Annotated in this window: 16 protein-coding genes; 5 read left to right on the top strand and 11 right to left on the bottom strand. The window is 48.2% G+C overall.

What is annotated here, in order from left to right; all coding sequences use genetic code 11:
• Positions 1-27 precede the first annotated feature (27 nt).
• The 3 genes from G8759_RS14050 to G8759_RS14040 all read right to left on the bottom strand — a co-directional run bounded on the left by G8759_RS14050 (position 28) and on the right by G8759_RS14040 (position 4,729).
• Positions 28-1,710, bottom strand: coding sequence for a hydantoinase B/oxoprolinase family protein (locus tag G8759_RS14050; RefSeq protein ID WP_167208953.1), 1,683 nt, complete (start codon positions 1,708-1,710; stop codon positions 28-30).
• Positions 1,711-1,795: 85 nt separating this feature from the next.
• Positions 1,796-3,892, bottom strand: a complete 2,097-nt coding sequence (locus tag G8759_RS14045; RefSeq protein ID WP_167208951.1) for a hydantoinase/oxoprolinase family protein — start codon at positions 3,890-3,892, stop codon at positions 1,796-1,798.
• A gap of 78 nt (positions 3,893-3,970) precedes the next feature.
• Positions 3,971-4,729, bottom strand: a complete 759-nt coding sequence (locus G8759_RS14040) for an HpcH/HpaI aldolase family protein (RefSeq protein ID WP_167208949.1) — start codon at positions 4,727-4,729, stop codon at positions 3,971-3,973.
• A 274-nt stretch (positions 4,730-5,003) separates the two neighbouring features.
• Between G8759_RS14040 and G8759_RS14035 the strand changes: the two genes are divergently transcribed.
• Entirely contained in the window at positions 5,004-8,090 is a 3,087-nt protein-coding gene (locus tag G8759_RS14035) for a sensor histidine kinase (RefSeq protein WP_167208947.1), read from the top strand.
• Positions 8,065-8,709 carry a response regulator gene (locus G8759_RS14030; RefSeq protein WP_167208945.1) on the top strand — a complete coding sequence of 215 codons (645 nt, stop codon included), beginning with the start codon at positions 8,065-8,067 and terminating at the stop codon, positions 8,707-8,709. Before G8759_RS14035 ends, G8759_RS14030 begins: the two co-directional genes overlap by 26 nt.
• A 289-nt stretch (positions 8,710-8,998) precedes the next feature.
• On the opposite strand, the gene G8759_RS14025 is transcribed toward G8759_RS14030, so the two are convergent.
• The 3 genes from G8759_RS14025 to G8759_RS14015 all read right to left on the bottom strand — a co-directional run bounded on the left by G8759_RS14025 (position 8,999) and on the right by G8759_RS14015 (position 15,210).
• On the bottom strand, positions 8,999-10,507 hold the full coding sequence (locus G8759_RS14025) for a RagB/SusD family nutrient uptake outer membrane protein (RefSeq protein ID WP_232074251.1): 1,509 nt from the start codon (positions 10,505-10,507) through the stop codon (positions 8,999-9,001).
• Positions 10,508-10,522: 15 nt separating this feature from the next.
• Positions 10,523-13,702, bottom strand: coding sequence for a SusC/RagA family TonB-linked outer membrane protein (locus tag G8759_RS14020; RefSeq protein WP_167208943.1), 3,180 nt, complete (start codon positions 13,700-13,702; stop codon positions 10,523-10,525).
• Between the two features lie 605 nt (positions 13,703-14,307).
• The gene (locus tag G8759_RS14015) at positions 14,308-15,210 is read right to left on the bottom strand and encodes a histone deacetylase family protein (protein WP_167208941.1); all 903 of its coding nucleotides are present in this window, start codon (positions 15,208-15,210) and stop codon (positions 14,308-14,310) included.
• A gap of 110 nt (positions 15,211-15,320) precedes the next feature.
• On the opposite strand from G8759_RS14015, the gene G8759_RS14010 reads away from it, so the two are divergent.
• The 3 genes from G8759_RS14010 to G8759_RS14000 all read left to right on the top strand — a co-directional run bounded on the left by G8759_RS14010 (position 15,321) and on the right by G8759_RS14000 (position 16,994).
• Positions 15,321-16,070, top strand: a complete 750-nt coding sequence (locus tag G8759_RS14010) for an SDR family oxidoreductase (protein ID WP_162390319.1) — start codon at positions 15,321-15,323, stop codon at positions 16,068-16,070.
• A 61-nt stretch (positions 16,071-16,131) separates the two neighbouring features.
• Positions 16,132-16,572, top strand: coding sequence for a hypothetical protein (locus tag G8759_RS14005; protein WP_167208939.1), 441 nt, complete (start codon positions 16,132-16,134; stop codon positions 16,570-16,572).
• Between the two features lie 101 nt (positions 16,573-16,673).
• The gene (locus G8759_RS14000) at positions 16,674-16,994 is read left to right on the top strand and encodes a hypothetical protein (RefSeq protein WP_162390321.1); all 321 of its coding nucleotides are present in this window, start codon (positions 16,674-16,676) and stop codon (positions 16,992-16,994) included.
• A gap of 156 nt (positions 16,995-17,150) precedes the next feature.
• Here G8759_RS14000 and G8759_RS13995 read toward each other — a convergent pair whose 3' ends face one another.
• The 5 genes from G8759_RS13995 to G8759_RS13975 all read right to left on the bottom strand — a co-directional run bounded on the left by G8759_RS13995 (position 17,151) and on the right by G8759_RS13975 (position 25,008).
• A complete protein-coding gene (locus G8759_RS13995; RefSeq protein ID WP_167208937.1) occupies positions 17,151-17,861 on the bottom strand; it encodes a YciE/YciF ferroxidase family protein in 711 nt (236 codons plus the stop codon).
• Positions 17,862-18,146: 285 nt separating this feature from the next.
• Complete coding sequence (locus G8759_RS13990) at positions 18,147-19,316, bottom strand: alpha/beta hydrolase family protein (protein ID WP_167208935.1); 1,170 nt, start codon at positions 19,314-19,316, stop codon at positions 18,147-18,149.
• A gap of 117 nt (positions 19,317-19,433) precedes the next feature.
• Entirely contained in the window at positions 19,434-21,791 is a 2,358-nt protein-coding gene (locus G8759_RS13985; protein WP_167208933.1) for a DUF7133 domain-containing protein, read from the bottom strand.
• 55 nt (positions 21,792-21,846) lie between these two features.
• On the bottom strand, positions 21,847-22,203 hold the full coding sequence (locus G8759_RS13980) for a hypothetical protein (protein ID WP_167208931.1): 357 nt from the start codon (positions 22,201-22,203) through the stop codon (positions 21,847-21,849).
• Between the two features lie 72 nt (positions 22,204-22,275).
• Positions 22,276-25,008, bottom strand: coding sequence for an FtsX-like permease family protein (locus tag G8759_RS13975; protein ID WP_232074250.1), 2,733 nt, complete (start codon positions 25,006-25,008; stop codon positions 22,276-22,278).
• Between the last annotated feature and the right edge of the window lies 1 nt (position 25,009).

Raw genomic sequence — 25,009 nt, 5'->3', positions numbered from 1 at the left:
ATTGAATAACTACAAATTTCCTTCTATTTAATCAATAATATACCCTAAATCCCGATCTCGCTTGATAGCGGACACTTCACGTTCAGTGGCCGGGCCATACCCTCCCGACCCAGGCAATTGTAGGATTACTTCCTCGCCAAAACGTAATTTGGCCAGGCCTTTGGGTGGTAAAAATCGCTCTGGTGTGCTATATAGAGCACCACCCTTTCCCGCATCGCCACCCAAAAGTCCATGTGGCTGTGTTTTTAGTTTTTCGGTCAGTATCGATATCGTGATTGGTTCATTACCTACCATGCGAAAGCTGAATGTTTGCCCCAAGCCTCCCCTAAACCGACCATTCCCGCCAGTTCCTGCCCGTAACGATTTTTCGGTAACCAGTACTGGTGCATTTCGTTCCAGCACTTCAATTGGCACATTGGCTACATTGGTCGGAAAACTCAATGTGTTAATACCATCCATGTTTGGGCGAGCCCCATAGCCCCCATTCAGGAAACAGTATTCAACGAATTCTGTCTTCCGGTTTTCAATCCCCTTTTTTGTCTTTACGAGTGTTTCTTTCTGGCCGTTTAAAACAATGCTCCAGCAGGCAGAACCACAATCTGCCTGTACCTGGGTGGGTACGGCCTGCGCCAGAGCACCGAATAAGGGAGCATGAAGCAGATTACCCGTCACATAACGTCCACCCAAAGGAACCGGTCGCTGGGCGTTTAACAAGGAGCCTTTTGGGGCCGAAACCCTGATGGCTCGAAATGAGCCCTCGTTAGATGGAACATCCGGACTGAATACGCATTTAATCGGATAGGCAGTATAAGCATATACGTAATTAAAGACGGCATTTATCGCCAGTGAGTGTGCTTTTGATGTTCCAGCATAATCTACGCATATCTCATCGTTCTGAATAGTGACCGTACAATTGATATAGGCAGGTTCGTCGAGGCCATCACCATCGGCCGGATAAAAATAATGATACGTTCCATCAGGAGCCTTTCTGATGGCCTCCCGCATAGCCTGTTCCGATGCCCGAATCACCTGGTTACCCAAGGCTTCCAGATCATCCATTTGATGCTCATCCATCATGCGCATAAGCGAGCGAATTCCCTGCTCGATCGCAGCAACCTGCGCCCGAATGTCGCCAATGGTCTGTTGGGCCGCCCGGACATTAGCCTCAATAAGCGAGAATAATAACTGATTTGGCTTTCCTGCCTCATACAGTTTGGTCGGCGGAATTAACAATCCCTCTTCATATAAATCACGGGCACCGGCTCCCCAAAGAATGCCACCCATATCGGGAGAGTGAGCAATACAGCCAATGAAACCGATCAACTTCATAGCGCCGAAATCGCTTTGCGACCGAAAAATAGGAGTAACTAAACCCACGTCAGCTTTGGCGCCAGCACAAAGCCAGGGATCATTCGTTATAACAACATCACCAGCCTGCCAGGTATCGGCCGGAAAATAATCGGACAACATGGCTCGGGTTAACATCGGCAGCACCCCCATAAAGGCAGGCACACTGGTAGCTGACTGTGCCACCGAATTCCCATCGGTATCCATGAGCACAATTGCAAAGTCATTCGATTCGCGGGTGCCCGTCGAAAAGGCCGTTCGTTGCAAGGTAATACCCGCTTCATCGACAACAGCCAATAGCCGCGCCCATAGAATACTGAGTGTAACGGAATCGTAAGTTTTAACTGTATCTGTTGGCCGCATTACTGATATAATTAGAAGACTCTATTCTAAAAAATAGCACGCCGTACCCATCACCAGCATCGACAATCCGTGGATCAATAGTGGCTTACCGCTTCAGACTAATAATCAGATTTCGGTGTTCATCCATCCGCACATACGCTCGATTGCCGATAACAACTGTCGACTCTACTTCTTCTATGATAGCCGGACCGGATAAATATTCATTGGGTCGAATCTGGTAACGGTCATAAACCGGACAGGCACAGGGAACAGTATCTCCGCTATAATACACCTGTCGATACCCTTTCAGTCCCGAAAAATCTTTACCGCCTTCAATTCGCTTTTGCTCGATGTTTGCTCGCTTTGGGCTAAAGAATACAGGAAGGCTACTAACCATAACCCGCCACGTGACCGCTTCAATAACGGCATTGTCGATTGTGATGCCAAACCGCAGTTGATACTCTTCGCTAAAATTGGCTTCAAGCTCTGCCATTGACAGGGTCGAAAGTATTCCATTGGGAACTTTAACTGAAATCTCATGTCCCTGCCCCATATAGCGCATATCGGCCATTCGGGTGACGGTAGCTTCAGCTGATTTATGGCCTGTTTGCTCCAGAAAATGAAAACCCTCCTCTTCCATTTCGGCAAGCAGATCGTTCAGCCGTGCCCAATCGAGACGGGCAATCGGACTTACGTAACTACGAACACGTTCGGAAGCAGTTGGTGATACCAGAAAACCAAGCGCCGACGTTACGCCAGCCCCAACCGGAATAATCAACTCCGGCGACCCCAGCAACCGTGCTACATCGAAGGCATGAACGGGTCCAGCTCCACCAAAGGCCAATAAACTGTAGTTGCGGGGATCATGCCCTTTCTCCAGAATATGAACGCGGGCCGCATTGGCCATGTTCTCGTTCACAATTCGGTGAACACCCATTGCTGCCTCCCGAACACTAATGCCAAGTGGTGTGGCTATATGCTCTTCTACAGCACGCTGGGCTGCGGACTTGTCTAACTGGATGCTGCCGCCAAGAAAATAATCTTCATTTAAATAACCCAGCAAAAGGTCGCAATCGGTAACGGTTGGCTGTGTGCCTCCTCGTCCATAGCAGGCTGGCCCCGACTCGGTCGTCGCACTTTCCGGGCCCACTTTCAACAGACCAAGTTTGTCTACGTAAGCAATACTACTGCCCCCGGCGCCAATTTCAGTCATATCAATCAATGGGATTCGGACGGGCAATCCAGATCCTTTTTTGAATCGACGTACACGAGCTACTTCAAACTCGTTTGTCAGTTCAGGCTGGTGATTAAAAATCAACGATGTTTTCGCCGTAGTTCCTCCCATATCGAAGGTAGCGATGTCGGTATGCCCCGTAAGTTTCCCAAAAAACACACCCGCCATGGCTCCCCCGGCCGGGCCGGACTCGAGCAGTTGAATGGGCTTTTGCCGAGCTACTTCAACGGTTGTCAGCCGACCGTTCGAAAGCATGATCTGAAGGTTACCCGAAAACCCAATTTCAGTAAGCTGACTCCTCAACGCATCCAGATATTGATCAATCAACGGCTGCACGTACGCATTCATTGCCGTTGTGGATGTACGCTCGTATTCGCGAAGTTCGGGCATGATATCCACCGACAAACTGACATAAATCTCTGGATAGTGCTTTCGGATGAAATCGCCCAGCGCCCGTTCATGCACAGGGTTGGTAAACGACTGGAGCAGACAGACCGCAATCGACTGAACTCCCCCCCTAACAAGTTCGTCGACAATGTGAGCGACATCGTCTTCCATTAAGGGAGTCAGCACATTTCCCTGATAATCTACCCGCTCCGAAACCCCAAATCGCAACGTACGCGGCACCAGCGGCTCTGGCATTGTAATCTGAAGGTCGTATACATCATAGCGGTATTCGCGCCCGATTTCGAGAACGTCTTCAAATCCGCGCGTGGTTATCAGACCAGTTTTCGCACCTTTCCGTTCGATGATAGCGTTCGTAACCAGTGTGGTTCCGTGGATGACCGTACCAATGTCGGCAAATTGAAGCCCGGCCCGGCTCAGCAAATCTGTTGCACCAGCAATAACACCATTGGTAGGATTATCGTAGGTAGTCAGTGTTTTATTAAAAATAAGTTCACCGGTCGTTTCATTAAGAAGGACCAGGTCAGTAAATGTTCCGCCGATGTCGATACCAAGTTTGTACATACGAAAGGCAGTAGGCAGGTCTCAATAAGTGGTTTGCCGTTTCCAGTAGATGTGTTACGGCAAACCCTCTTTTCTTCGTTAGCGTCCTTTCATAAATTCGCCAGCGGCAGATTTCAGCAGTCCGGCAAACGAATTCAGACAAAACAAAACACCCCGGTCAATCAGGGCTTTTGCCTGATCGCCGGTAGCAGCGGTCGTGCCAGCGATCAAGCCCGCTTTACGGATTTTCTCAACAACACCCGCTATGGTTCGCTTCACTTCGTCATGGCCGGGTCCGTCAAAATACCCCATCGACATCGCCAGATCGCGCGGCCCGATCACAAATCCATCGACGCCTTCAACTGTCAACAGATCGTCCAGATTATCAATGGCTTCGCGGTCTTCAATCTGGGGCAAAACGAGTGTTTGCTCATTCGAAAAAGTCACGTATTCTCCCTGATTCATTGCCCCCAACAAATAGTCTGACGATCGGGCCGGGCCAAAGCCACGCTTACCGAGCGGTGGATACTTGACTGCCTGAACTAATGCTTCAGCTTCTGCAACTGTTTTAACGCCCGGCATCATGATACCCATCACACCCGAATCCAGAAACTGCAAAATCAGTTTAGGATCATTGCTCCTCACACGGGCTAAAGGCGTAATACCGCTCAGTTCACAGGCCCGAACAATGTCCTGCACCTGTGCCGTTGTTACAGGGCTATGCTCTCCATCGATCATATAAAAATCCAGACCCGAAAAGCCGCAGAGTTCGGCAACGGTAGGGTCGGTGCTATTCGAGAGAACGCCCAATACGGGCTGGCCATTTTTGAGCCGGGTTTTAACGATATTTTGCTTCATAAAGTCTGCAAAACGAACTTCACTGTTCCGTTCCGCTTATTTTCATTGGGGTCACAGGAAGAACGGACCGATCAACTACCATCAGTCCGTTTAGGGCAGCAAGATACGACCGAATCAATTCCGAATATATAGAATAGACTAAGCTTTACACTGGTTAGACAATCGCACAGCTATTCTTTATCATAACGCATACTTCTTAACGAAATACCGGGTTCAGGGTATTTCACAACTCCTTATTCTCGCTTAGATTTAGATCTCCTTTCTCCACTTGTTTATGCGCTGGCTATTCTTCATTCTTATTGCTCTATTACAACCCAGCCTGGCACAACAACCGTTTGCAATCCGCCATCTGACCACTATTGACGGCTTATCACAAGGATCGTGTTTCTATATTCGCAAAGATTCGCGCGGATTTGTGTGGATCAGTAGCCAGAATGGCCTGAATCGCTTCGATGGTACACAATTCACCGTCTATCGATTCAACGACCGGGATTCAACAACGATCGGAAAAGGAGAGGTTCGAGGTATTGTAGAAACTCCCTCCGGCGATCTTTGGGTCGGAACCGAAGAATGCCTGAACCAGTATGTCCGCCGAACCAATACCTTCCGGCGAATATACGCCACGGACCGGAAAGGGAAACGGCTTCCAGCGCTTCAGGAGCCTTTTTTCGCCGATGATTCAACGGTTTGGTATGCCAGCAACCGAGAGGGCATTATGAAGCTGAATTACCGAACGGGGCGAAAAACGAACATTGATCCGTCTGTAAAACCAAAATTCAGTACAACTACAGAGTGGATCGAACATCAGGTTGACCATCAGTCACTTATCTACCTGCTGCCAATGGGATTTGCCCGTTATAACTACCAAACGCACCAACTCACTACATTTCTGACAGGTCAGCCAACCGACCAACCCATACGTACCGTAGCGGCTGGCGAGCCCCGCCCGGAACGATTATTTCAGTCCATCCATTATTGCCATGTCCGAGGGCCTCATTACGGCCATTACTGCCTGGCAGGACCACAGGGCATTTTTGAGTTCGACGCCAGCCTGACGAAACTGATTCGTCACCATCCACTACGGTCAGGTATTTCTCAATATCGCCTGGTTAGTATGGACGAAGATGCGCAGGGACGCTGGTGGATAGGAGCCGAAGGGTCAGGCGTTTGGCTTTATGATCCGGATAAGATGTCCTTATTGCGTGAAATAACACCGGGCGCAACAAAGGCTAATTCATTATTAACCAACCAGATTGCCGATGTTTATGTCGATGATTTGGGGTTGGTCTGGACAAACGGCGATCCGTTTGGCGTTGACGTAATTTTCCCGAATGCCTACACGATCGAAACATTACCCGATAATCCTGCCGACATTACCGATCTCAACAATCACCCCATCAGAGGTCTGTGCGAAGATGAGCGTGGGGGTATCTGGATAGGAACGACCGATGGCGGTATCCGTTATTATACTCCTGCGACGGGTTCGATGAAAGCCTACACCGCCGAACAAGGTGTCACAACAGAGGGAAATGTCCGGCAAATTATTCGTACACGCAAAGGGCAAATTCTCGTGGTTAATTTACAGGGAATCCTCCGCTATGATCCTAAACTGGATCGATTTATTCAGGTACCGAATCCGTTGTGTGATGATCCTGACTGCCGCTTTGCCCGAGGTCTTCTTGAACTACCCGATGGTCACTTCGTCATGGCTACTTATGGAGGTTTATACCTGTTTAGTCCTGATCTTAAACCAATAAGCCGGATTGATCCTGAAGGCACCTACTTCGGCTCCTTATATTTTGATCCGGTAACGAACCTGCTATATACGGGTCGGCGCGATCAGGATCTTATTGTTTACCGATATCAACAGGGCCAGTTTGCTCAGGTCTATGTAACTCTGCCTGGCCACAACATCATGGCGATTTACCCGGATTCAACCCGCCATTGTTTATGGCTTGGCACTGATCGCGGCCTGGTTCGTTTCGACCCAGCCACCCGGAAAGCAATTCATACGTATACCGTTCGGGAAGGATTACCCGACGATGTCATCTACTGTTTGCTACCAGACCGAAAAGGACGTTTCTGGTTAAGTACGAACAATGGACTGGCCAAGTTTTTTCCCGATGAAGGGATGGCCAGTTCGGTTGTGTCCACTAAAGGTCGGGAATATAATAGTCATGCGGCCATGATCAGCACAGAGGGGACTTTCTATTTTGGTGGCGTACATGGGCTGGATCACTTTACCCCTGATCAGTTAGAGATTTATAAAGCCAAAGTGCCGGTGCGGATTGTAAGCTTTCAGGTTAATGACCAGCCTTTTAAGTCCGATGGATTCGTTGGTGAAACGGGCACTGTAAATTTAACCCACCAGCAAAACACATTTTCGATTGGCCTCGCAGCTTTAGATTATTTCAGTCGGGGCAAAAATCAGTTTTTCTATCATTTGTCGGGTATTGACCGGGACTGGGTTCCGCTTCCCAACGCCAATCAGGTTCGCTACGCCGAGCTTTCACCCGGCAATTATGTGTTTCATGTTCGGGCGATGGATGCTCGCGGCCAACTAACTCCTATTACGAAATTACAGATTACGATTCAGCCACCCTTCTGGCAACAATGGTGGTTCTGGCTCTTGAGTTTATTACTGATTGCATCGTTCATTGCCTTTTTGATAATTAGTTATAACCGGCAGAAACTCGCCAGACAACGGCGGTTACTCACCAATACACTGGCGACTCAGGAGGAAGAACGTCGGCGTATTGCCCGAGACCTGCACGATGACGTGGGGAATACACTAGCCGCAATTAAAGGTATATTAGGAATAGCCCAGGAACGACTTACGGTAGCCACTGAAATGCCCGAAGTGGCACGAGCATACGGTCTGCTTGACAAAGCCAGCAACGACCTCCGGACTATTACCCATGATCTGATGCCTATCGAGTTCGAGAAATATGCCTTACCCGATGTTGTATCGCAACTTGTCGATCGGGCCAATCGCTCCTCTAAAACCGATTTCGAGTTTATTCTCTTTGGCGATGTTCGTCGCTTAAAACCCGAGCGCGAATTGGTTGCCTACCGAATCATTGCCGAACTGGTTCAAAATGCGCTTAAGCACGGTGGGGCTGGATTAGCAATCGTGCAATTAGGCTATCATACCCGCCAATTAAGTCTACTTGTAGAAACCCCATTGGATAATAAACAATTGAACGTAGTTTTTTCTGATCAAGTGAGTACAGGAATTGGGCAAAAAAACATAACTTATCGGGCAGAATACCTGCATGCCGTATTAACTACGGATAGCAACGCTCAGAGTTATACCGTCATGCTCGACATTCCTTATGACGCAGTCGGACCACATCATTAGTATTTTAATTATTGATGACCATCGTTTGTTCAACGATGGACTGAGCCTGATGCTTACCGATGTTCCTGACCTACATATTGTAGGCCAGGTGTATCACAGCCGCGAAGCCACAGAACAGGTAGTCAAACTTCAGCCTGATGTTCTGATTATCGATTTTAATATGCCCGAAATTGACGGCCTTGAACTCACGCGACGATTGACAGTTGAACTGGGTGCTCAACGAATTTTGATCGTGAGTATGTATGGTGAGAATCGGTATATTGAAGATTTTCGAAAAGCCGGAGCATCAGGGTATATGTTAAAAACATCCAGCAAAGATGAGTTGCTAACGGCTATCAGGTCGGTGTCACAGGGATTAATGTATTTCGATCCTAAACTTGCTGATGAGAAACAATTTAGCAACCACGCTGATGACGTTTTTCTAAAAAAATATAAACTATCCCCTCGTGAAGTTGAAATTATCAGGTATATAAAAGCAGGATTGAGCAGCCCTCAGATAGCGGATAAAATCCACCTCAGCCAGCACACCGTTGATACCCATCGGAAGAACATTCATGCTAAACTTGGCATCAACACGATAGCCGATTTAGTACGATTCGCGGTTGAAACAGGACTATAGTCTACCCAGTCTATAAATATACCCGAATCCGGGTATTGACCACCCAACCCACCTTACGTAGTTTTGCTTAAATTCTATCCACATTGTTGGTGACCACCTGACGCAACGGTCGTCTCGCTCATACGGGACGACCTTTTGTTTATTTTTCTTCTGCCGGCCCTACTTTCCTTTGGCAGCAGCAGGGCTCTGAGCATTGGCAAGCGTGCTGTATATTCTCTTCGTATACTGATTTCAGAACTGTTACTAGTTTGAGAATCAGTAACAGTTCTGAAATCAGTATACGAATGGATCAATAGCCCTTATTTTGCTGCAATTTGGTATTGTTTCTGATTTCGGCCGTAGGAATAGGAAACAACAATTCTCTTTCTTGAAGAACGGGGCCGTAAGAAAACTTATGGCCAACAAAATCATCAAATGTGCGCGTCGACTCATTGAAGGCCTTACGAAGCCGGGCCATGTCAAACCAGGTTTTATTCTCAAAGCTCAGTTCGTACCAACGCTCTCGCCAAATCGATTCTCTCAACTGCTCTTTCGTTAAGCCACCCAGATCAGGCAGTTTAGCTCTTCGCCGAATCTTGTTGACGGCCTCATAGGCTTCAGTTGTGGGGCCAGACACTTCATTGGCCGCTTCGGCATAGATCAGCAAAACTTCGGCAAATCGATACAAAGGCCAGTTCAGATCACTGCTAGTCGTTGTCAGGTGGGCTTGCGTATCGAAATGTTTATAAATGTAATACCCCCCCAAATCAATCGTCTTCGTGCGATCATTACTCAGCGTATAGCTTCGGTAATAGAATTGCTTTTCCTGAGCCCGCATGTCCCCTTTTTCATACGACTCTACGAATTCCTTCTGGGCGAAAATAGCCCCGGTTTCATCGGAGTAAGCCGAGATGCCCTGGTTATAGGGAATGATGGAGGTCTGCCAGCCAGAGGGTTGAATATTGGCCGTAAACTGCACCATAAAAATATTCTCCCCAAGATTCTTTTTGGCGGGATTATGTAAATCGTCATACGTTGTAAATAAACTGTACTGATTCGACGAGATCACCTCACTGGCCTTATCCGCTGCTTTTTTATGGTAGTCGGCTCCTTTTTGCAGGGGATAGCCGGCCATGGTCAGGTAGACACTTGCTAACAGGGATTTGGCAGCCCCGCTCGATACTCGTCCGGATGCGTCCAGGAAGGGTAATCCGGATGATTCGGCCACCGATAAGTCATCAACAATTTGCTTATAAATGCTCTCTTCATCAGACTGGCCGGGGTAGAGGGTCGGCGAATTTAAATCGATTGGCTCCAGAATCAGCGGTACTTTTCCAAATAGTCGAACCAGGGTATAATAGTAGTAAGCTCGCAGAAAACGGGCTTCGCCCAATGCTTTCTTCTTGGCCACTTCATCCATGGCAATCCCGGGAATCCTGGCAATCGCCAGGTTTGCGTTGGCAATCCCCTTGTAGCAACTGACCCAATAGACCCGGCTATACTCATTATCCGATGTATTGGTCAGATTCCGAACGTACAGACTATTCACGGCCTGCCCTAATTCTGTATTGGCCAAACCCGTTGCGAATTCCAGCATCATCCAGGGTGCCCCGCCAAATCCACCACCGGTCGTGGTTTTTAAATTGTCATAAATGGAATTGATCGCACTGGTAGCGTGCTCAGGTTTGGTGAAATAATTATCGGTGGTAAAATTACTTTTATCGCTTTCTGCCAGAAAATCGGAGCAAGCAGATCCTACCAGAAATAAGCTGGCAAAAAATAGCCACCTGGTGGCGGTTTTCATTCGTATTGAAGTCATAGTGAAGGTTTTAGTTTACAGGCCAATATTGAGACCAACCATAAAGACTCGGGGTTTGGGATAGTCATACGTAACGACTCCCTGATCAAAGGCACTTCCAGTCGTTGACACTTCCGGGTCATAGCCCTTATACTCAGCAGTTTTCAGGAAAAAATTCTGTACGGAAGCATACACCCGCAATCGGCTCATCCGTATTTTTTCCGTGATCGACGGAGAGAAGGTATAGGCTAATAACAGGTTCCGTCCCCTTATAAACGATGCATCATATACGCGGTGAGTATCCTCATTGGTATCGTAGCCAGCCGACACAGGTCTTAACTGAGCAATCGGTGTATTTTGATGGTCAGGTGTCCAGGCGTTTAAGACCGTTTTGAAGCTATTGGCAATTCCCTGCCGATCTTCAGCTGAGTGCTGGCTTCTAAAAAGCACATCGTTCCCATACATAAATTGCAGGTCAACGGTGAGCTCAACGTTTTTATATTTGAAGCTGTTCAGTAAAGTACCAAAGCCATCGGGAATCCCTTTGCCAATAATAACTCGATCATTGTTGTTGATCACCCCATCCCCGTTTGTATCCTGATACTTGACATCCCCTGGCCTCTTTAAGTAGTTAGCCGCTTCAGACTCTTCAGCAGTCCCCCAGGTGCCAGACCCCGGACGAACAAACCCAAAGTACGAACCGACCGGCTCATTTTCACGAACAACGGTCGAGCCGATAAAAATGTCGGAACCGCCTGTCAGCTTGACCACTTTATTTTTATTGACGGAAATGTTAAAGGTCGTATTCCAGGAAAAATCCCTGGTCTTGACGTTGACACTATTCACGGCAAACTCAATGCCCCGGTTTTCCATACTACCCACATTGCGAGTAACCGTTTCATAGCCACTACTATACGGAACCGGTGCATTAAGGAGCATATCGCTGGTCAGTTTCCGGTAGAAATCCAGTTCAAGCGATAATCGGTTCTGAAACAGACCCAGTTCGATCCCCGCATCCACCTGTTGTGTCTTTTCCCAGCGCAAGTCCGGATTGGCCAGTCGCCCGACTCCGATGCCAACTGTCCGGGCTCCCCCAAAAATCACGGCGTAATTACCCAATCCAGCCAGCGCCTGATAAGCGGTGATTTCGGAGTTCCCTGTAACCCCATAGCTGGCCCGTAGTTTCAGATTAGAAACGGCCCGAACGTTTTTCATAAACCCCTCCTCCATGACCCGCCAGGCCAACGCAGCAGACGGAAAAAAGGCATACTGATTGGCCGTACCGAATTTCGAGGAACCATCGATACGCCCCGTGAAGGTGACTAGGTACTTGTCTTTAAACCCATAATTCAGACGACCGAAATACGAGTTTAAGCCATACCCAACCGCACTGGAACTGGGCGCTTGCGGCACTGAACCGGCGCCTAAATTATAGAACCGGAAATAATCGTCCTGGAAGTTCTGGGTAGCCGCTCGACTGGTAAACCGATCAACATGTTGCCAGGCTATTCCTAACAACCCGGTGAGGGCATGCTGGTTGGCAATCCGTTTAGTATACGTCAGATAGTTTTCAAACTGCCATGAATTATGGCGTTCATTGGTGACACTGGCCGTACCAAGCTGATTACGGGATATATAGTTCAGCGTACGTCCATTGTACTCATCGGTCTCCTGATTGATAATGTTGATACCGAGCGTGGTTCGTAATTCGAGGTCTTTGGTCAGTTTAAGATTGGCGTACACATCCCCCAGCATCGACTGGGTTTTCAGGTAATAAAACCGATCTTTCAGAATATTGATCGGATTGCCGCCCCCTTCCATACCCGGGTAATCTTCATTGCCGCCCCAGCGCCCATCTGGATACTTGACCGGAATAATGGGTAGCGCTTCCAGTACCTGTCGCATGACAATAATGCCACCACTACCCAGTGGATCGACCTGATTTTCATTTTGATCGTTATAACTTAGTGAACCCCCTACTTTTATCCAGTCTTTAAGCTGGCTATCGAACACAAACCGACCGGCATATCGCTTTAGATAAGACTCCCGAACAAGGCCGTTTTCGTTCCGATACCCCAGATAGATGCCGTAACTATCTTTGCCATTGCCCCCGGCAAACGACAATTGGTGGTTTTGGGTGAATGCTTTCTGAAAGGATTCATCCTGCCAGTCGGTATCATAGAGCGGAGTTCCATTCGCATCAAACAGTAATGGATTGGTTCGTTTCAGTTTGGGGTCTTTATACTTTCCCCCGGCCCAGCCAACCGGGTCGAATTTCTGGGCATTCTGATACGCACTATCTTCTACCTGCAGAAACTCTTTGGCATTCAGCAAAGGGATCTTACGAGGAAGTACGCCAGTACTAAAATCGGTATCATAGGTGATCCGTCCTCCATTCTGACTGCCCCGTTTCGTGGTTACCAAAATAACGCCGTTTGCGCCCCTGGCCCCGTAAATAGCCGTCGCTGAAGCGTCTTTCAACACCTCAACCGAAGCAATATCATTCGGATTGAGGTAGTCTATAGGCGTGCTGCCATTCGCCAATCCGGTAGCGTTCAGAATAACCCCGTCAATTACATAAAGTGGATTATTGGCGACACTTACGGACGTGTTGCCGCGGATACGTATGTTTGAACGACCGCCCGGACGTCCCGAATTGACCGATACGTTGACCCCCGTAATCCGGCCAGCCAGCCCCTGATTAAGCGAAGCCGCTGGTCTTTCCTGTAAGACCTCTGCTTTTACAGTGCCAACGGCCCCCGTTAGATCCGATTTTTTCTGGACGCCATAACCAACCACGACGACCTCATTGAGCGTTTTTTGATCGGGAGCCAGTTGCACGTCAACACTAGTTCGATTCCCGACCTGTACTTCCTGATTCTGGTAACCGACGAACGAGAAAATCAAGGTAACATTGGCTTGGGTCTCGTCTGGAATGGTCAGGCTGTAGGTTCCTTTGGCGTCCGTTGTCGTGCCCCGGCTGGTGCCTTTCAGAATGACGCTCACACCGGGCAACATCTCGTTTGTCTCATTTTTTACAGTACCGGTAATCGTTCGATTTTCAATCTCGTAAGCACGAACCTGTAGAAAGTCAGCCGATTGACGATTACTATTGGCTTGCAGGTTTGGTTGAGACCAGCCTGGGTGTAATGAACTCAAAACAAACAAAACAGCAACAAGCAGTTTGACAGGAGGTGAAAAGTAGGGATTCATCATATGCAGTGAATTGGGTTACGGTAATGAACTAGGGAAATCCTTTTAAAATAGGCATCTCAGTGGCAAACGGTCTAAGATTTAAGATGGGCTCCATAGGTAGCTTTCCTAAGGTTGGTTCCAGCCTTGGCTGCCCGTCTGGAGTCAGCTATCAGGAGTCTTACCTTCATATTGGTCAGCTTATCAAATGTCTACATCATTAAGGCGTTCACTTTTGCCAGGCGCGTCTGATTAGCAGTCTATTGATTCGCAAAGAAAGGGATTAAATACACAAATCAATCATATTATTCTATTTAATTATCCAATTGTATTATTTTTTAGTTTACTTATAGATTTACTATACTTCTTAATTCGAGACGAACATGTAGCTCTAAACTATCATTTCGAATTACAGAGCGAGACGATTACGGTTTTGTTTGAACAGTAAAATTTCGGCTGTTGGCGAATGTAGGGAGGATAAAATCGGCTTCCTTATCATCCGATAATTGGTGTATTAATAAATAAGTAACTTCTATAAGCTTATAATAACAGTATAGGAAAGGGCGCTTGAGGAACGTTGATTGCGTTACTTTTTAGCACTTATTTGACGGCATGAAATTGCAGGAAGGTCAGAAAAACAGATCGGCAGCTATCCGAAACGTATTGCAGTGCGCTTCAACGATGTCGGTCAGACGGGGCGAATAACCTCCACCCATTGAAACGGCAATTGGTAGCCCAAAATGAATCGCCTGTTCAAAGACAAATGTATCGCGCGCTTTACAACCCTCCCGGCTGACACCCAGCTTACCCAATCGATCTGACGCCAGAATATCTACGCCCGATATATAAAACAGGAAATCAGGCTTTTCGCGTCGGATCAGATCCGGCAAGAGATCGTAGAGTCTATTCAGATACGCTCCATCAGCAATACCCGTCGACAATTCAACATCTAGATCCGACCGCTCTTTTTTGAGTGGATAATTATCTTTCCCGTGCATACTGAAGGTGAATACACGCGGTTCCTGCTGAAACATTACCGCTGTACCATTGCCCTGATGGACATCTAGATCGATGACCAGAATCTTTCTTGCCAGATTTGTCTCCAGCAGATAGTGTGCAGCCACGCCAACATCGTTAAGCAGACAAAAACCCTCTCCCCGATCAGGAAACGCATGATGTGTACCGCCCGCAACATTCATAGCGACTCCGTCGCGAAAGGCAATATGAGTACAATCGATGGTTCCCTGCGTAATAATCCATTCCCGTTTAATGAGTTCGTGGGTCAGTGGAAAACCAATTCGACGCACCATAGCCGGAGCCACCGTGAGGGTTTTCAATGCTCGTACGTAATCGGCCGTATGGACGCCCAGCACCCAGTGGTCGTCAACGGGCATAGGGGCAAAAAAATTATCGTCAGTACATGTTCCTTCATAAAGTAACTGTTCATGAATCAATTCATACTTAAGCATCGGAAAGCGGTGGCCTTCAGGCAATCGGAGCCGATAGACCGGCGAAAAAGCAATTTGAAGCATGGAAAAATAAGTATCCCGTTCGATAAGGATACGGTTTAGTTAACCCAACATTATCTAATTGTGTTACCAATCTGTACCGTTTGAACGTTTCTAGGGTTTATCCAACTTCTATGAAAACAGCTATCATTACAGGCGGAGGCCAGGGTATCGGCCGGGTTGCCACCCAGTATTTACTCACTCATGGATACCGTGTAGCCATTTGGGAGACCGACACCGATGCGCTGGCAGAACTTCGGGAAGCCTTCAAAGCCTCATCGGCGCAGATCCTGTTCGTTTCCTGCGATGTGTCCAGTGAGGTGAACGTTCGGAAGGCCGCTGAACAGACCTTTTCTCATTTCGGCCAGATCGATGCGCTGATAAACAACGCAGCCATCATGATCGAAAAATCGCTCGACAAATTAACCCTCGATGAATGGAACCGGGTTATCGGCACGAACCTGACCGGAGCATTTCTTTGTGCGAAACACACGGCGCAATACCTGGCTTTGCAAAAAGGCAGTATCATCAATATGTGTTCGACACGGGCGTTTCAGTCAGAGCCAGACACGTTTCCGTATACAGCCAGTAAAGGTGGGCTTCTGGCGCTGACCCATTCTATGGCCGTTAGTCTGGGGCCTGATATACGCGTCAATGCGATTAGTCCCGGATGGATTGACGTGTCGGCGCTGCGAAAAAAAGCAAAGGCAAAACCTGACGATCTTCGCCCCGAAGACCACGATCAGCACCCGGCTGGCCGCGTGGGTCAGGCCGACGACATTGCCCGGATGATTCTGTTTCTGATTGCGCCGGAAAATAACTTTATTACCGGTCAGAACTTCATAGTGGACGGTGGCATAACCCGAAAGATGATCTATGTGTAGACGAAACAAAACATCTCCTACCTTTGTCCCGTTTACTGCTCACACTTTTTCATCACTCCCTATGAACATTGAACTTGCCACCGCATCTGAGACGGAGCCACTGGAAGTCCTCGACTTACAGGTACTTGCTGGGCCGGCCTCCGGAAAATCGTTCCTGTCATTACGCTTCCTTCTGCGTAACGATCGAAAAACAAAGCACCTGCAAATTCCCACGTTAACGTGGTTTGATGCCAGCCAGCTACAACGTTTTTCACAGGAATTAGCGGTTGCTCAGTATCCCGAAATATGCCAGGTCGATCTGATCGATGCCGGTCTTCGGTTAACCGGCTCCGTACGTCGATTGGCAGGGCGCTGGACAACAGGTCGCACAATTCGGATTGAACCACTCCAATCATCGGCCAATCAGTTTGCATCATTTACGATTCATGCATCGCACAAAGATGTTAAGACGTACGCTCGAAAACTGAACAATCGGCTCTGGGAAGTATTTACAAGAGGATAATGGTTTTTGATTTTCGGTTATTCTAGGCAGCTTATGGAAATAGGCTGAATTTTTAGAACTAACCGAAAACTGTTTATCCAATCCGAAATACCAACGATCATATGGAAAACACGAATCAGGATGCGATGCTGAATGAGCAGGGACAAACGTTCAGGCCAGATACGGGCGGACCCATTCAAACGCCCGATGAGGGAAAAATGCTGACCGAAGAATATGACCCAACCGATTTGTCGGGCGATGCCTTCTCTGCCCCAACAACGCCCACTGATGAAGAGGAAGCGATTACGGGCAATGATGGCACTGGTGCCGTTTCCGGTAGCCCTAACATGGAGCCCGACCGGTCAAACTATGGCAATAGTGATTCGCTTGGCAATAACGATGGCACTGAAGACAATCCGGAGGAGTCGGACTACTCGAATTGAGGGATCCTGATTATTGAGAAAAATTGGCAAAACAGGTTTTGTCAACAGAAACGGGCGACGTCAAATTTTGACGTCGCCCGTTTCTGTTGACAATGTCGCCCGTTTCTGTTGACAATGTAGTAGCCTGGACAGTATAGCTACTTAGTTGCGATCAGACTAAAGGCCAAAGGCGCTGCCCTCATTGCGAGAGGTGTACCCGGATTCAGTCGAACCACCAACGGAACTGTCACTATAGCGGGTACCATCCGGTTTGACTACACTCTGGCGATCAAATTCGTCACGGTCCGTATCGTTCCGATAAGTGTCATTATCGTCATCACGCTCCGACGCGGCCCGGCTGTTCACAAACGACTCGGCCAGTACCGTTAACTTTTTATCGGCATTTTTCTCTTCGTCCAGCGTTTGCTGAAGGAGTCGGGCGGCTTCAGTATAGCCGAGTACCTGTGCCAATGTGACAACCGAGCCATACGACGCAATTTCGTGGTGCTCTATTTTCTGCCCGGCAATGATCAGCCCGGCATCACGCGTTAATGAACCTGAATCCGTATTTGATACAACCCGTTGGGCATCATCAACCAGGCCATCGATTGCATCACAGGAGCCTTCTTCAACATCAATTCCGATGCTGCTGAACACTTGTTCCAGTCTTGCAACCTGATTACGGGTTTCATCCTGATGCTGTAAAAAAGCGTTTCTCACCTCATCGGTCGTAGAGGCATCAGCCTGCTCACCCAGGGCATCCACAGCTTGCTTTTCAGCGTAATAGATATCTTTTAGTTCAGTGGCAAATAAGCCACGAAGTCCTTCCTGTGTTTCCAGATCGTTTCCACCAAAAAAATTTGCGATGCGTTCTCCAAACGTTGCCATAACTACTGTTGGTTATAAGGTTAGTTATTTGTTTTTGACCTAACCTTGTTGCCAATTCCATGCCAACCGCTGGTAGTCTGATGGTTACAGATTCCTAAGAGACTTTTGTGTTTCCATTTTTCTACAAGTTCCGTAGACTATAGCTACAATTCCCCAATGCCAGTAGAACGGCGTTTTTTCTAAAAAATAACGATATGGTAATAGTAGCCTTATGCAGGTAGTCATATGCCACGGGTAGCCGTAACTCTTACATGAACCCTGGAACGAAACCTGACAATAATATCCTTACTTCAGCAATGCCATTACCGCTTCATCGCCTTCAACAGCGTTGGCTGGTCGTGGGTGCTCTGCATTGAATACCTGTAGTTCTTCTGGCTTCAGCAGCGTGTTCGAGGCTTCATCAATCTGCCCGTCTTTAAGAACTTTATTTAAGTCTAACTTGAGGTATTTGGCCAGAAAGCGATAGGCAGCTGCGCGTTTGCTGGGGCCATAATCATGGCCTTCAGTAGGTAAATGCACATTTTCGAGCCGGTCAGCAGCCCCATAATACTGGTAAATGTTGCGGACGTATGGGAACTCCACTTCGGGTGTGTTTTTAGTCCAGTCTTTTCCATCAGACACCATAAGCATGGGCCGGGGAGCTGCCAGTGCAGCAATTTCTACATTGCTTGTCTGATGCGTTGGCCGTTTATGAATGGGCATCCCGCTTTCGCAAACGCAGCCGCCGAAAAAATGGGCCGACACCATAACGACCGGCACCGACACTTTTATTCGCTGATCGAGCGCGGTGAGCAGAAACGTTTGTGTGCCCCCACCCGATTCGCCCGACATACCAATCCGCTCGGTATCGACGTCGGGCAGGCTGGCCAGAAAATCCAATGCCCGCATCCCATTCAGGGTCTGTAGTTTTAGAGCCTGCGGTACTTTATGAGCACTTTGTTTCGAATCGCCGTAGCCGATCATGTCATAAATGAACACAACGGCCCCCATCCGGGCCAGAGTCGCACATCGCTGTTGGGCTTGCTCCAGAAAACGGGCATCCTGATTGGCGGCATGACCATGTGGGCAAAGAATTCCGGCTGATTTACCCGTTGCGTTAAGTGGGCGATATAGATTACCGGTCACATAAAAACCCGGCAGACTTTCGAAAGCCACATTTTCGACGGTGTAACCATTCATTTTTTTCAGGCTGTGACGGATGGGACGAAGGGGCGCAAACTGCGGCTTTTTCGGTAAGCTCATACCGTCGCGAATGCCCTGCCGAATTAGTGAAGCACGTGACTCCCAGGTCGCCCGATCATGGTAAGTTCCGGCAAAAGTACGTAAGGCTTCGGCCCCCTGCGGTTCGGTAAAATAGGCTCCCTGGCACAAATCCGGGCGATCTGGGTTTGGCTGTGCAATGGCCCCAAGTGTCAATAATAAACTACCAATGGTAATAATATTCCGGATGTACATGATAAATGAATGAATGGATCAGCTTTGTAGAAAACTGATTCGTTGCTTGTCTTATTTTTCAAACTGAACAATTTCCCTCTGAGAACCCTGCCTACAATCCAGCTACGTCCGGGAAAATCACTGGCCTGCTTTTTCCAGATCGGCCAGTGTCCAGGCCTGCGTTCTTCCCGCCGTTTCCTGCCGTATCTTCTTAACCTCATCGGTCTGAACAAAAGGCTTGAAATTCCGGCGTTTCAACACTTCGGGCGGAATGCCGCCATTAGCCGGGCGGGGTGTCGTCGATGGCGGACTTGGCGGAAAATTACCGGTATAGCCAAATTCATACCGAATATAACTCAGTACAGAGGCAATCCATTCGTCATCGTTGGCTGCCATTGATGGCATTACGTCCGGGTAACTTTTCTCATCGACCGGGCCGTGAAGACCATGCAGCAGAATTTTTATCAGTACATCTTTTTCGCCCACAATCCGTTTTGACCCAAATAGGGGCGGAGCAACCATACTACTTCCTCCAACGGCCAGCCCTTTTCCATCGGGGCCGTGGCAGGTAGCACACAATGTCTTGAACGTACTGGCTCCGGCCATTACCATTTTACGGTCAGATTCCTCCAGCCTACCCAAACGAAGGCCATATGTTTTAACCGCATCGTTCTTGAGCTGGCTTTTTCGTGCGCTGGCCAGCATTTCGCTCGATGCGTTCTGCGCTACGATTTCGTTATTAAGGGCTTTAGCCTTCGCCGATTTGCTATCGTGGGTCGATAAAACCAGTTGCGTACGAACATCATAACTCGGATCATTTTTAAGCTCACTCACTTTATCCAGCACCTGCTCATCGCCCTGTTTAATATAGCGTTCGCTGATCCAGATGGCTGCCCGACGAAGTTGCGGATCTTCGTCTTTCATCACTGTAAACAGCACGTCTTTATCGATGGAATCCAGTCCTTCCAGCGTCCATAATGCATGAAGTCGTCCCAGCGTTGATGGTTTGCGGCTTAGTGAGCCCTGCTCACCCACTGCGATTTGCTTCAGAACAGGCACAACCGATTTATCGCCCAGGATTACGAGTTGTTTTTGCGCATTATCACGCCACCAGCCATTTGGATGATCGAGGTAGGTAATGAGTTTGCTGGCCGATTCATCAAGCATCTTCGGTTTCGGCCCCGGTCTCATGCCATCATGCACCAATCGGTAAATACGGCCATGCTGTACGTTTTTGTCAAGTCCTAACCGCTGAATCTGCGGGCGTAAGTAACTGTCTTTTGGTGTCCACTGCGACTCCTGAATGATTCCGCGGTTCATATCGACAATGTACAGGCATCCATCGGGGCCGGTATAGGTATTGACCGGCCGAAAGTTCATATCCGTCGACGCAATAAACTCCTGTTGTTTGTAGGCATTTTCTAATGTCAGTTTCCCGTTGGTATTGATGACTTTAGCCCGACGGATAATTCGGGCAACAGGTTCGCCAATCAGGTAATCGCCAACCAGATCGGCCGGGAGTTTATCGCCCCGAAAAATGGATTGGCCGTTACTAGCCGTGAAATGGTTCAGCGTGCTATCGGGAAGTCGTAACCGTCGTAAACCTCCCTGAATATCGGGCGTGGCAATGATCGGCCATACGGCATTGAACTCCTCGCTATACTGATCCGGAAACTCAAGGGCACCATAGGCTGGATTGATCTGAAAACCCGATGCCGGAATTTCGCCACCCGCCCGCGAAAAGAACAGACGGCCGTAGTTGTCGTGAGTCAGGCCCCACTGACCATTCGATCCACTCGGAAGCGAATCGGCTTTCAATACGCCGTTTTTATAGCGAAATCGCACCGGATCGACGGTTACGTAGATCCAGTTATCGAGGTTCCAGTCAAGGCCGCTCCGCTGGTGTTCGAGGTTGCCGGGAGCCTTTTTCCCAAGCTGAAAGACAGGCTTTTTCGCGTCGGCGACACCATCGCCGTTCGTATCCTTATAGCTGTAGATATCGTAGGTATCGGTTTCATTAACCAGCAATTCATGGTCGATACACAGAATCATTCGGGGCAGAACCAGCTTATCGATAAAGACAGAACTCTTGTCCATTTTGCCGTCGTTGTCGGTATCCTCCAGAAGCATGACCCGGCTAACTGGATCATGTTCATGCGAACCGTCAACATCCTGCATGTAGCTACTCATCTCGGCCACATACATGCGGGCGTTGCCATCCCAGGCTATGGCAACGGGCTCTTTGATCATGGGGTCACTGGCAACCAGCTCCATATGATAGCCTTTAGGCACCCGAAATGAACGTACACTCTGTTCGGGTGTTAGCTGCGCGGGCGATGGATTTGCCGTAAAAGCAGGAATTGTATCGGCTTGAACAGCTGGTGTTTGCTGAGCGGTCGATTGGTCAGCCGTAGTCGCTGATTTCTGAGCGACCCGACAGGTAACAACCAGCATTGAGAAAGCAATCAGACTTAGAATCGAAAGCTTACGTTTCATTGAGTATGTTTTTAGAGCATACTCAAAAGGGAATTCTGGCACGCTCTTACTCCATCTATGACACCTTTAATCGAAACTTCATACGCTGAATGATGACCAGTATGAGCGTTAGGATCAGCCCTGTTAAACCCAAAGCGGCAAAAATCAACCACTTCATCATATGGAGTGGCGGCAGTAGGCCCTGGGAGTCGAAGGCACGGTAGGTAAGGAGCTCTTTTTGCAGAACGTTCATACCCGACACATCAAAAGTGTGATCGTATTGGATCTTCCGACCGTGTTTAAATCCATCGATTTGAATGGAGATTGTTTGTGAATCATCACTGATTCGGGTTCGGACCTTCGACGACGCAGGATCTTTAGCCATTGCAATCGTACCAATACTTAAGAGCAGACAAATGATAAGCGTTTTCATGATTAGTTGGGTTTAAACGTGTGAAGCATAGGGCGAGAATGAGGCCGATTCCCTCCTCCCTGCCCCTTTGTATTATTCGGAACGCAATGATTTTACCGGATTCATCAAAGCTGCCTTGATACTATGAAAACTTACCGTTGCGAATGTAATGAGGATAGCGGCCAGCGCAACCACGACAAATACCCATGCACTAATCTCGATTCGAAACGGATAACCTTTCAACCACGTGTGCATACCATACCAGGCGAGTGGTATGGCTATCCCCAAAGCGATGATCACCAGCTTAATAAAGTCTTTGGAAAGAACGAGGATAATAGTCGGTGTACTCGCACCGAGCACCTTCCGAATACCAATTTCTTTGGTACGCTGCTCGATGACCATCAATGCAATGGCAAACAGACCAATACACGACAACAGAATGGCGATGCTGGCAGCCAGGCTAAAAACCCTGGACAACATTTCTTCATCCTGATACCAGGCATCGACATTTTCATCCAGAAAAGAGCCCATAAACTCCGATTGAGGGGCCACTTCCTTCCAGACGTTTTTTAGCTTATCCATCGAATTCGCCAGATTCTGGGGCGCTACCCGAACAAATACATAATGAATAGCCTCATTATGTGAGAGATGCATGGTAATTGGTTTATTCTCGTCGGCGAGTGAATAGAGGTGAAAATCAGAAATGATGCCAATAATCTGCGATTTGACCCCCGATGTATCATGATCATCACGAAGAAGGGTTCCGACCGCATTTGCCTCTCCCATCATTCTGGCCATACTTTCGGTAATGACTACCCGATTCACCGAATCTGTCGGATAAGCCCGATCAAAATCCCGACCCGCCAAAAGTTTAATATTCAACGTTTTGAGGTAGTCATAATCAACAAGCAGCCAGTCGGTTGCAATGTCTTTCCCTTTGTAGGTGATGCCAAGCACACCTCTTGCAGTAACCCGATCCTTGCCCTTTCCTAAATTGACACCAGAACCGGTTATGGCCAACACGGTAGGATCAGAAGCTAATTTATTGCGCAGCCGTTGCAATACCTGCCGCCCGTTTACCTGACTCCCTACCGGAATACTGATTACCTGTTCTTTCTGAAAGCCAAGTGGTTGCTGCCGCAGAAAATCGATTTGCTGAAGCGCAATAATCGTACAGCAGGTCAGCAGGCAAGACAGTGTAAACTGCGTAACAATGAGTGAGTTGCGCAAAATACCGGGACGTTTCAGCGAAATTTTTCCTTTCAGCACCTCAACCGGATTAAACTTCGCCATCTGCCAGGCCGGATATCCACCTGCGACAAAAGTGATCAGCGCAAATACGAGCAGCATTAACCCGATAAAGCCAGGTTGGGCTACGTAATCCAGGGTTAGTTTGCTATCAAATGTGGCATTGAAAACCGGTAAAAGTAGGTAGGAAAGCAATAGACCAACCCCAAAACCAATCAAACAAATCACGGTCGATTCGCCCCAGATCTGAACAAAAAGCTGCTTTTTCAATGCGCCCAGCGACTTCCGGATGCCCACTTCCTTTGCCCGTGTAAACGACCGTGCCACGCTCAGATTAATGAAGTTGATGCAGGCAATCAGCAGAATAAAAAAGGCAATGCCCATCAACACATAGATCAAGGCAATGGGTGCTCCTTTTCCGCCTGATAATTCCCGACCAAAGTGAACGTCAGCCAGTTTCTGCAACCGGACCGCAAACACATCGCCCCTTTCATCGGGTTTTGCACCTTTCTTTTTGAGGTCATCCAGAGACCCATGAAAGTATTTGACAGCAAACGCCTTTAATCGGCTTTCAAACGTGGTCTGGTCAATATTGGGGGGTAATTTCACAAAGACCTGATGCGAGCTTGCCCCCCAACTGTCTTTCGCTGACTGATAATCCGGAAGATTCTCGACCCGAATCAACGCGTCGTAATGAATCGTTGAGTTGTAGGGGGCATCAGCCAATACTCCCGACACGATATATTGCTTTCGGTTGCCATCACTGCCGAGTTCTACGGGTTTGCCCATCGGATCTTCGATACCGAATAGCGTTTGGGCCATATTCTCGCTGATAACAACATTGCTTAAATCACGCAGGGCGCTTTCCGGATTTCCTTTGCGTAACGGAAAGGAGAAGAGTTTAAAAAAATCCGGGTCCGTGAGATAAACGCTTTTATCAAAATAACGCCCTTTATACTCCACCAGACTTTTCCGGACAACAATAAATCTTGCCGCGGCCTCTATTTCCGGATAGTCAGTCTTTAAAGCAGGCATGAGGGGTAAGGGCATACCTGCCGACCTACTGGCCTGCTCCGGATCATTCGAGAAAAAATAGGTCTGAAAAATACGGTCACCATCCTCATGAAAAGAATCAAAAGTGAGCTGTAAATACGCAATCAGAAACAGGAATAAGCTGATGCAGAAAGCAACGGCAAGGCCAACCACATTGATTGTAGCATACCCTTTGCTTCGCCAGAGAGTACGAAAGGCGATCTTTGCATAATTACGTAGCATGTCTGGATGGAGAAAAAAGGGTTGAGGAAATTCATTGGTTTTAAAGCGATGCGCCCCCTGAGAAACGGGGATGCTCATCGGCTGCGCAAAATGGCCCACTCGTCGCTTTAAAAAATAAGGACGAATGAATTTGACGATCTCCACCACATACAGTTGTCGTGCTTTTTGTTCGCCCAGGTCGGTTACCTGTTCGGCAAACTGCTCGTGCAGATCACCCAGCAGTTCTTCCAGCAAATGAGGTGGACACAGCCATGCTAATAAGCGATCGGCCCAGGCCGGGGGAGTTGGTGTATGATTTGCCATG

It is taken from the genome of Spirosoma aureum (genome assembly GCF_011604685.1).
Taxonomy (GTDB): Bacteria; Bacteroidota; Bacteroidia; order Cytophagales; family Spirosomataceae; genus Spirosoma; species Spirosoma aureum.
This window is presented reverse-complemented; position numbering and strand designations above follow the sequence as displayed.

Coding starts and splice junctions, on each gene's coding strand:
- G8759_RS14020 (WP_167208943.1), bottom strand. CDS start 13,702: ATGATGAATCCCTACTTTTCACCTCCTGTCAAACTGCTTGTTGCTGTT.
- G8759_RS13975 (WP_232074250.1), bottom strand. CDS start 25,008: ATGGCAAATCATACACCAACTCCCCCGGCCTGGGCCGATCGCTTATTA.
- G8759_RS14025 (WP_232074251.1), bottom strand. CDS start 10,507: ATGACTTCAATACGAATGAAAACCGCCACCAGGTGGCTATTTTTTGCC.
- G8759_RS13990 (WP_167208935.1), bottom strand. CDS start 19,316: ATGTACATCCGGAATATTATTACCATTGGTAGTTTATTATTGACACTT.
- G8759_RS14015 (WP_167208941.1), bottom strand. CDS start 15,210: ATGCTTCAAATTGCTTTTTCGCCGGTCTATCGGCTCCGATTGCCTGAA.
- G8759_RS13980 (WP_167208931.1), bottom strand. CDS start 22,203: ATGAAAACGCTTATCATTTGTCTGCTCTTAAGTATTGGTACGATTGCA.
- G8759_RS14030 (WP_167208945.1), top strand. CDS start 8,065: ATGACGCAGTCGGACCACATCATTAGTATTTTAATTATTGATGACCAT.
- G8759_RS14050 (WP_167208953.1), bottom strand. CDS start 1,710: ATGCGGCCAACAGATACAGTTAAAACTTACGATTCCGTTACACTCAGT.
- G8759_RS13995 (WP_167208937.1), bottom strand. CDS start 17,861: ATGGCAACGTTTGGAGAACGCATCGCAAATTTTTTTGGTGGAAACGAT.
- G8759_RS14040 (WP_167208949.1), bottom strand. CDS start 4,729: ATGAAGCAAAATATCGTTAAAACCCGGCTCAAAAATGGCCAGCCCGTA.
- G8759_RS13985 (WP_167208933.1), bottom strand. CDS start 21,791: ATGAAACGTAAGCTTTCGATTCTAAGTCTGATTGCTTTCTCAATGCTG.
- G8759_RS14005 (WP_167208939.1), top strand. CDS start 16,132: ATGAACATTGAACTTGCCACCGCATCTGAGACGGAGCCACTGGAAGTC.
- G8759_RS14035 (WP_167208947.1), top strand. CDS start 5,004: ATGCGCTGGCTATTCTTCATTCTTATTGCTCTATTACAACCCAGCCTG.
- G8759_RS14045 (WP_167208951.1), bottom strand. CDS start 3,892: ATGTACAAACTTGGTATCGACATCGGCGGAACATTTACTGACCTGGTC.
- G8759_RS14010 (WP_162390319.1), top strand. CDS start 15,321: ATGAAAACAGCTATCATTACAGGCGGAGGCCAGGGTATCGGCCGGGTT.
- G8759_RS14000 (WP_162390321.1), top strand. CDS start 16,674: ATGGAAAACACGAATCAGGATGCGATGCTGAATGAGCAGGGACAAACG.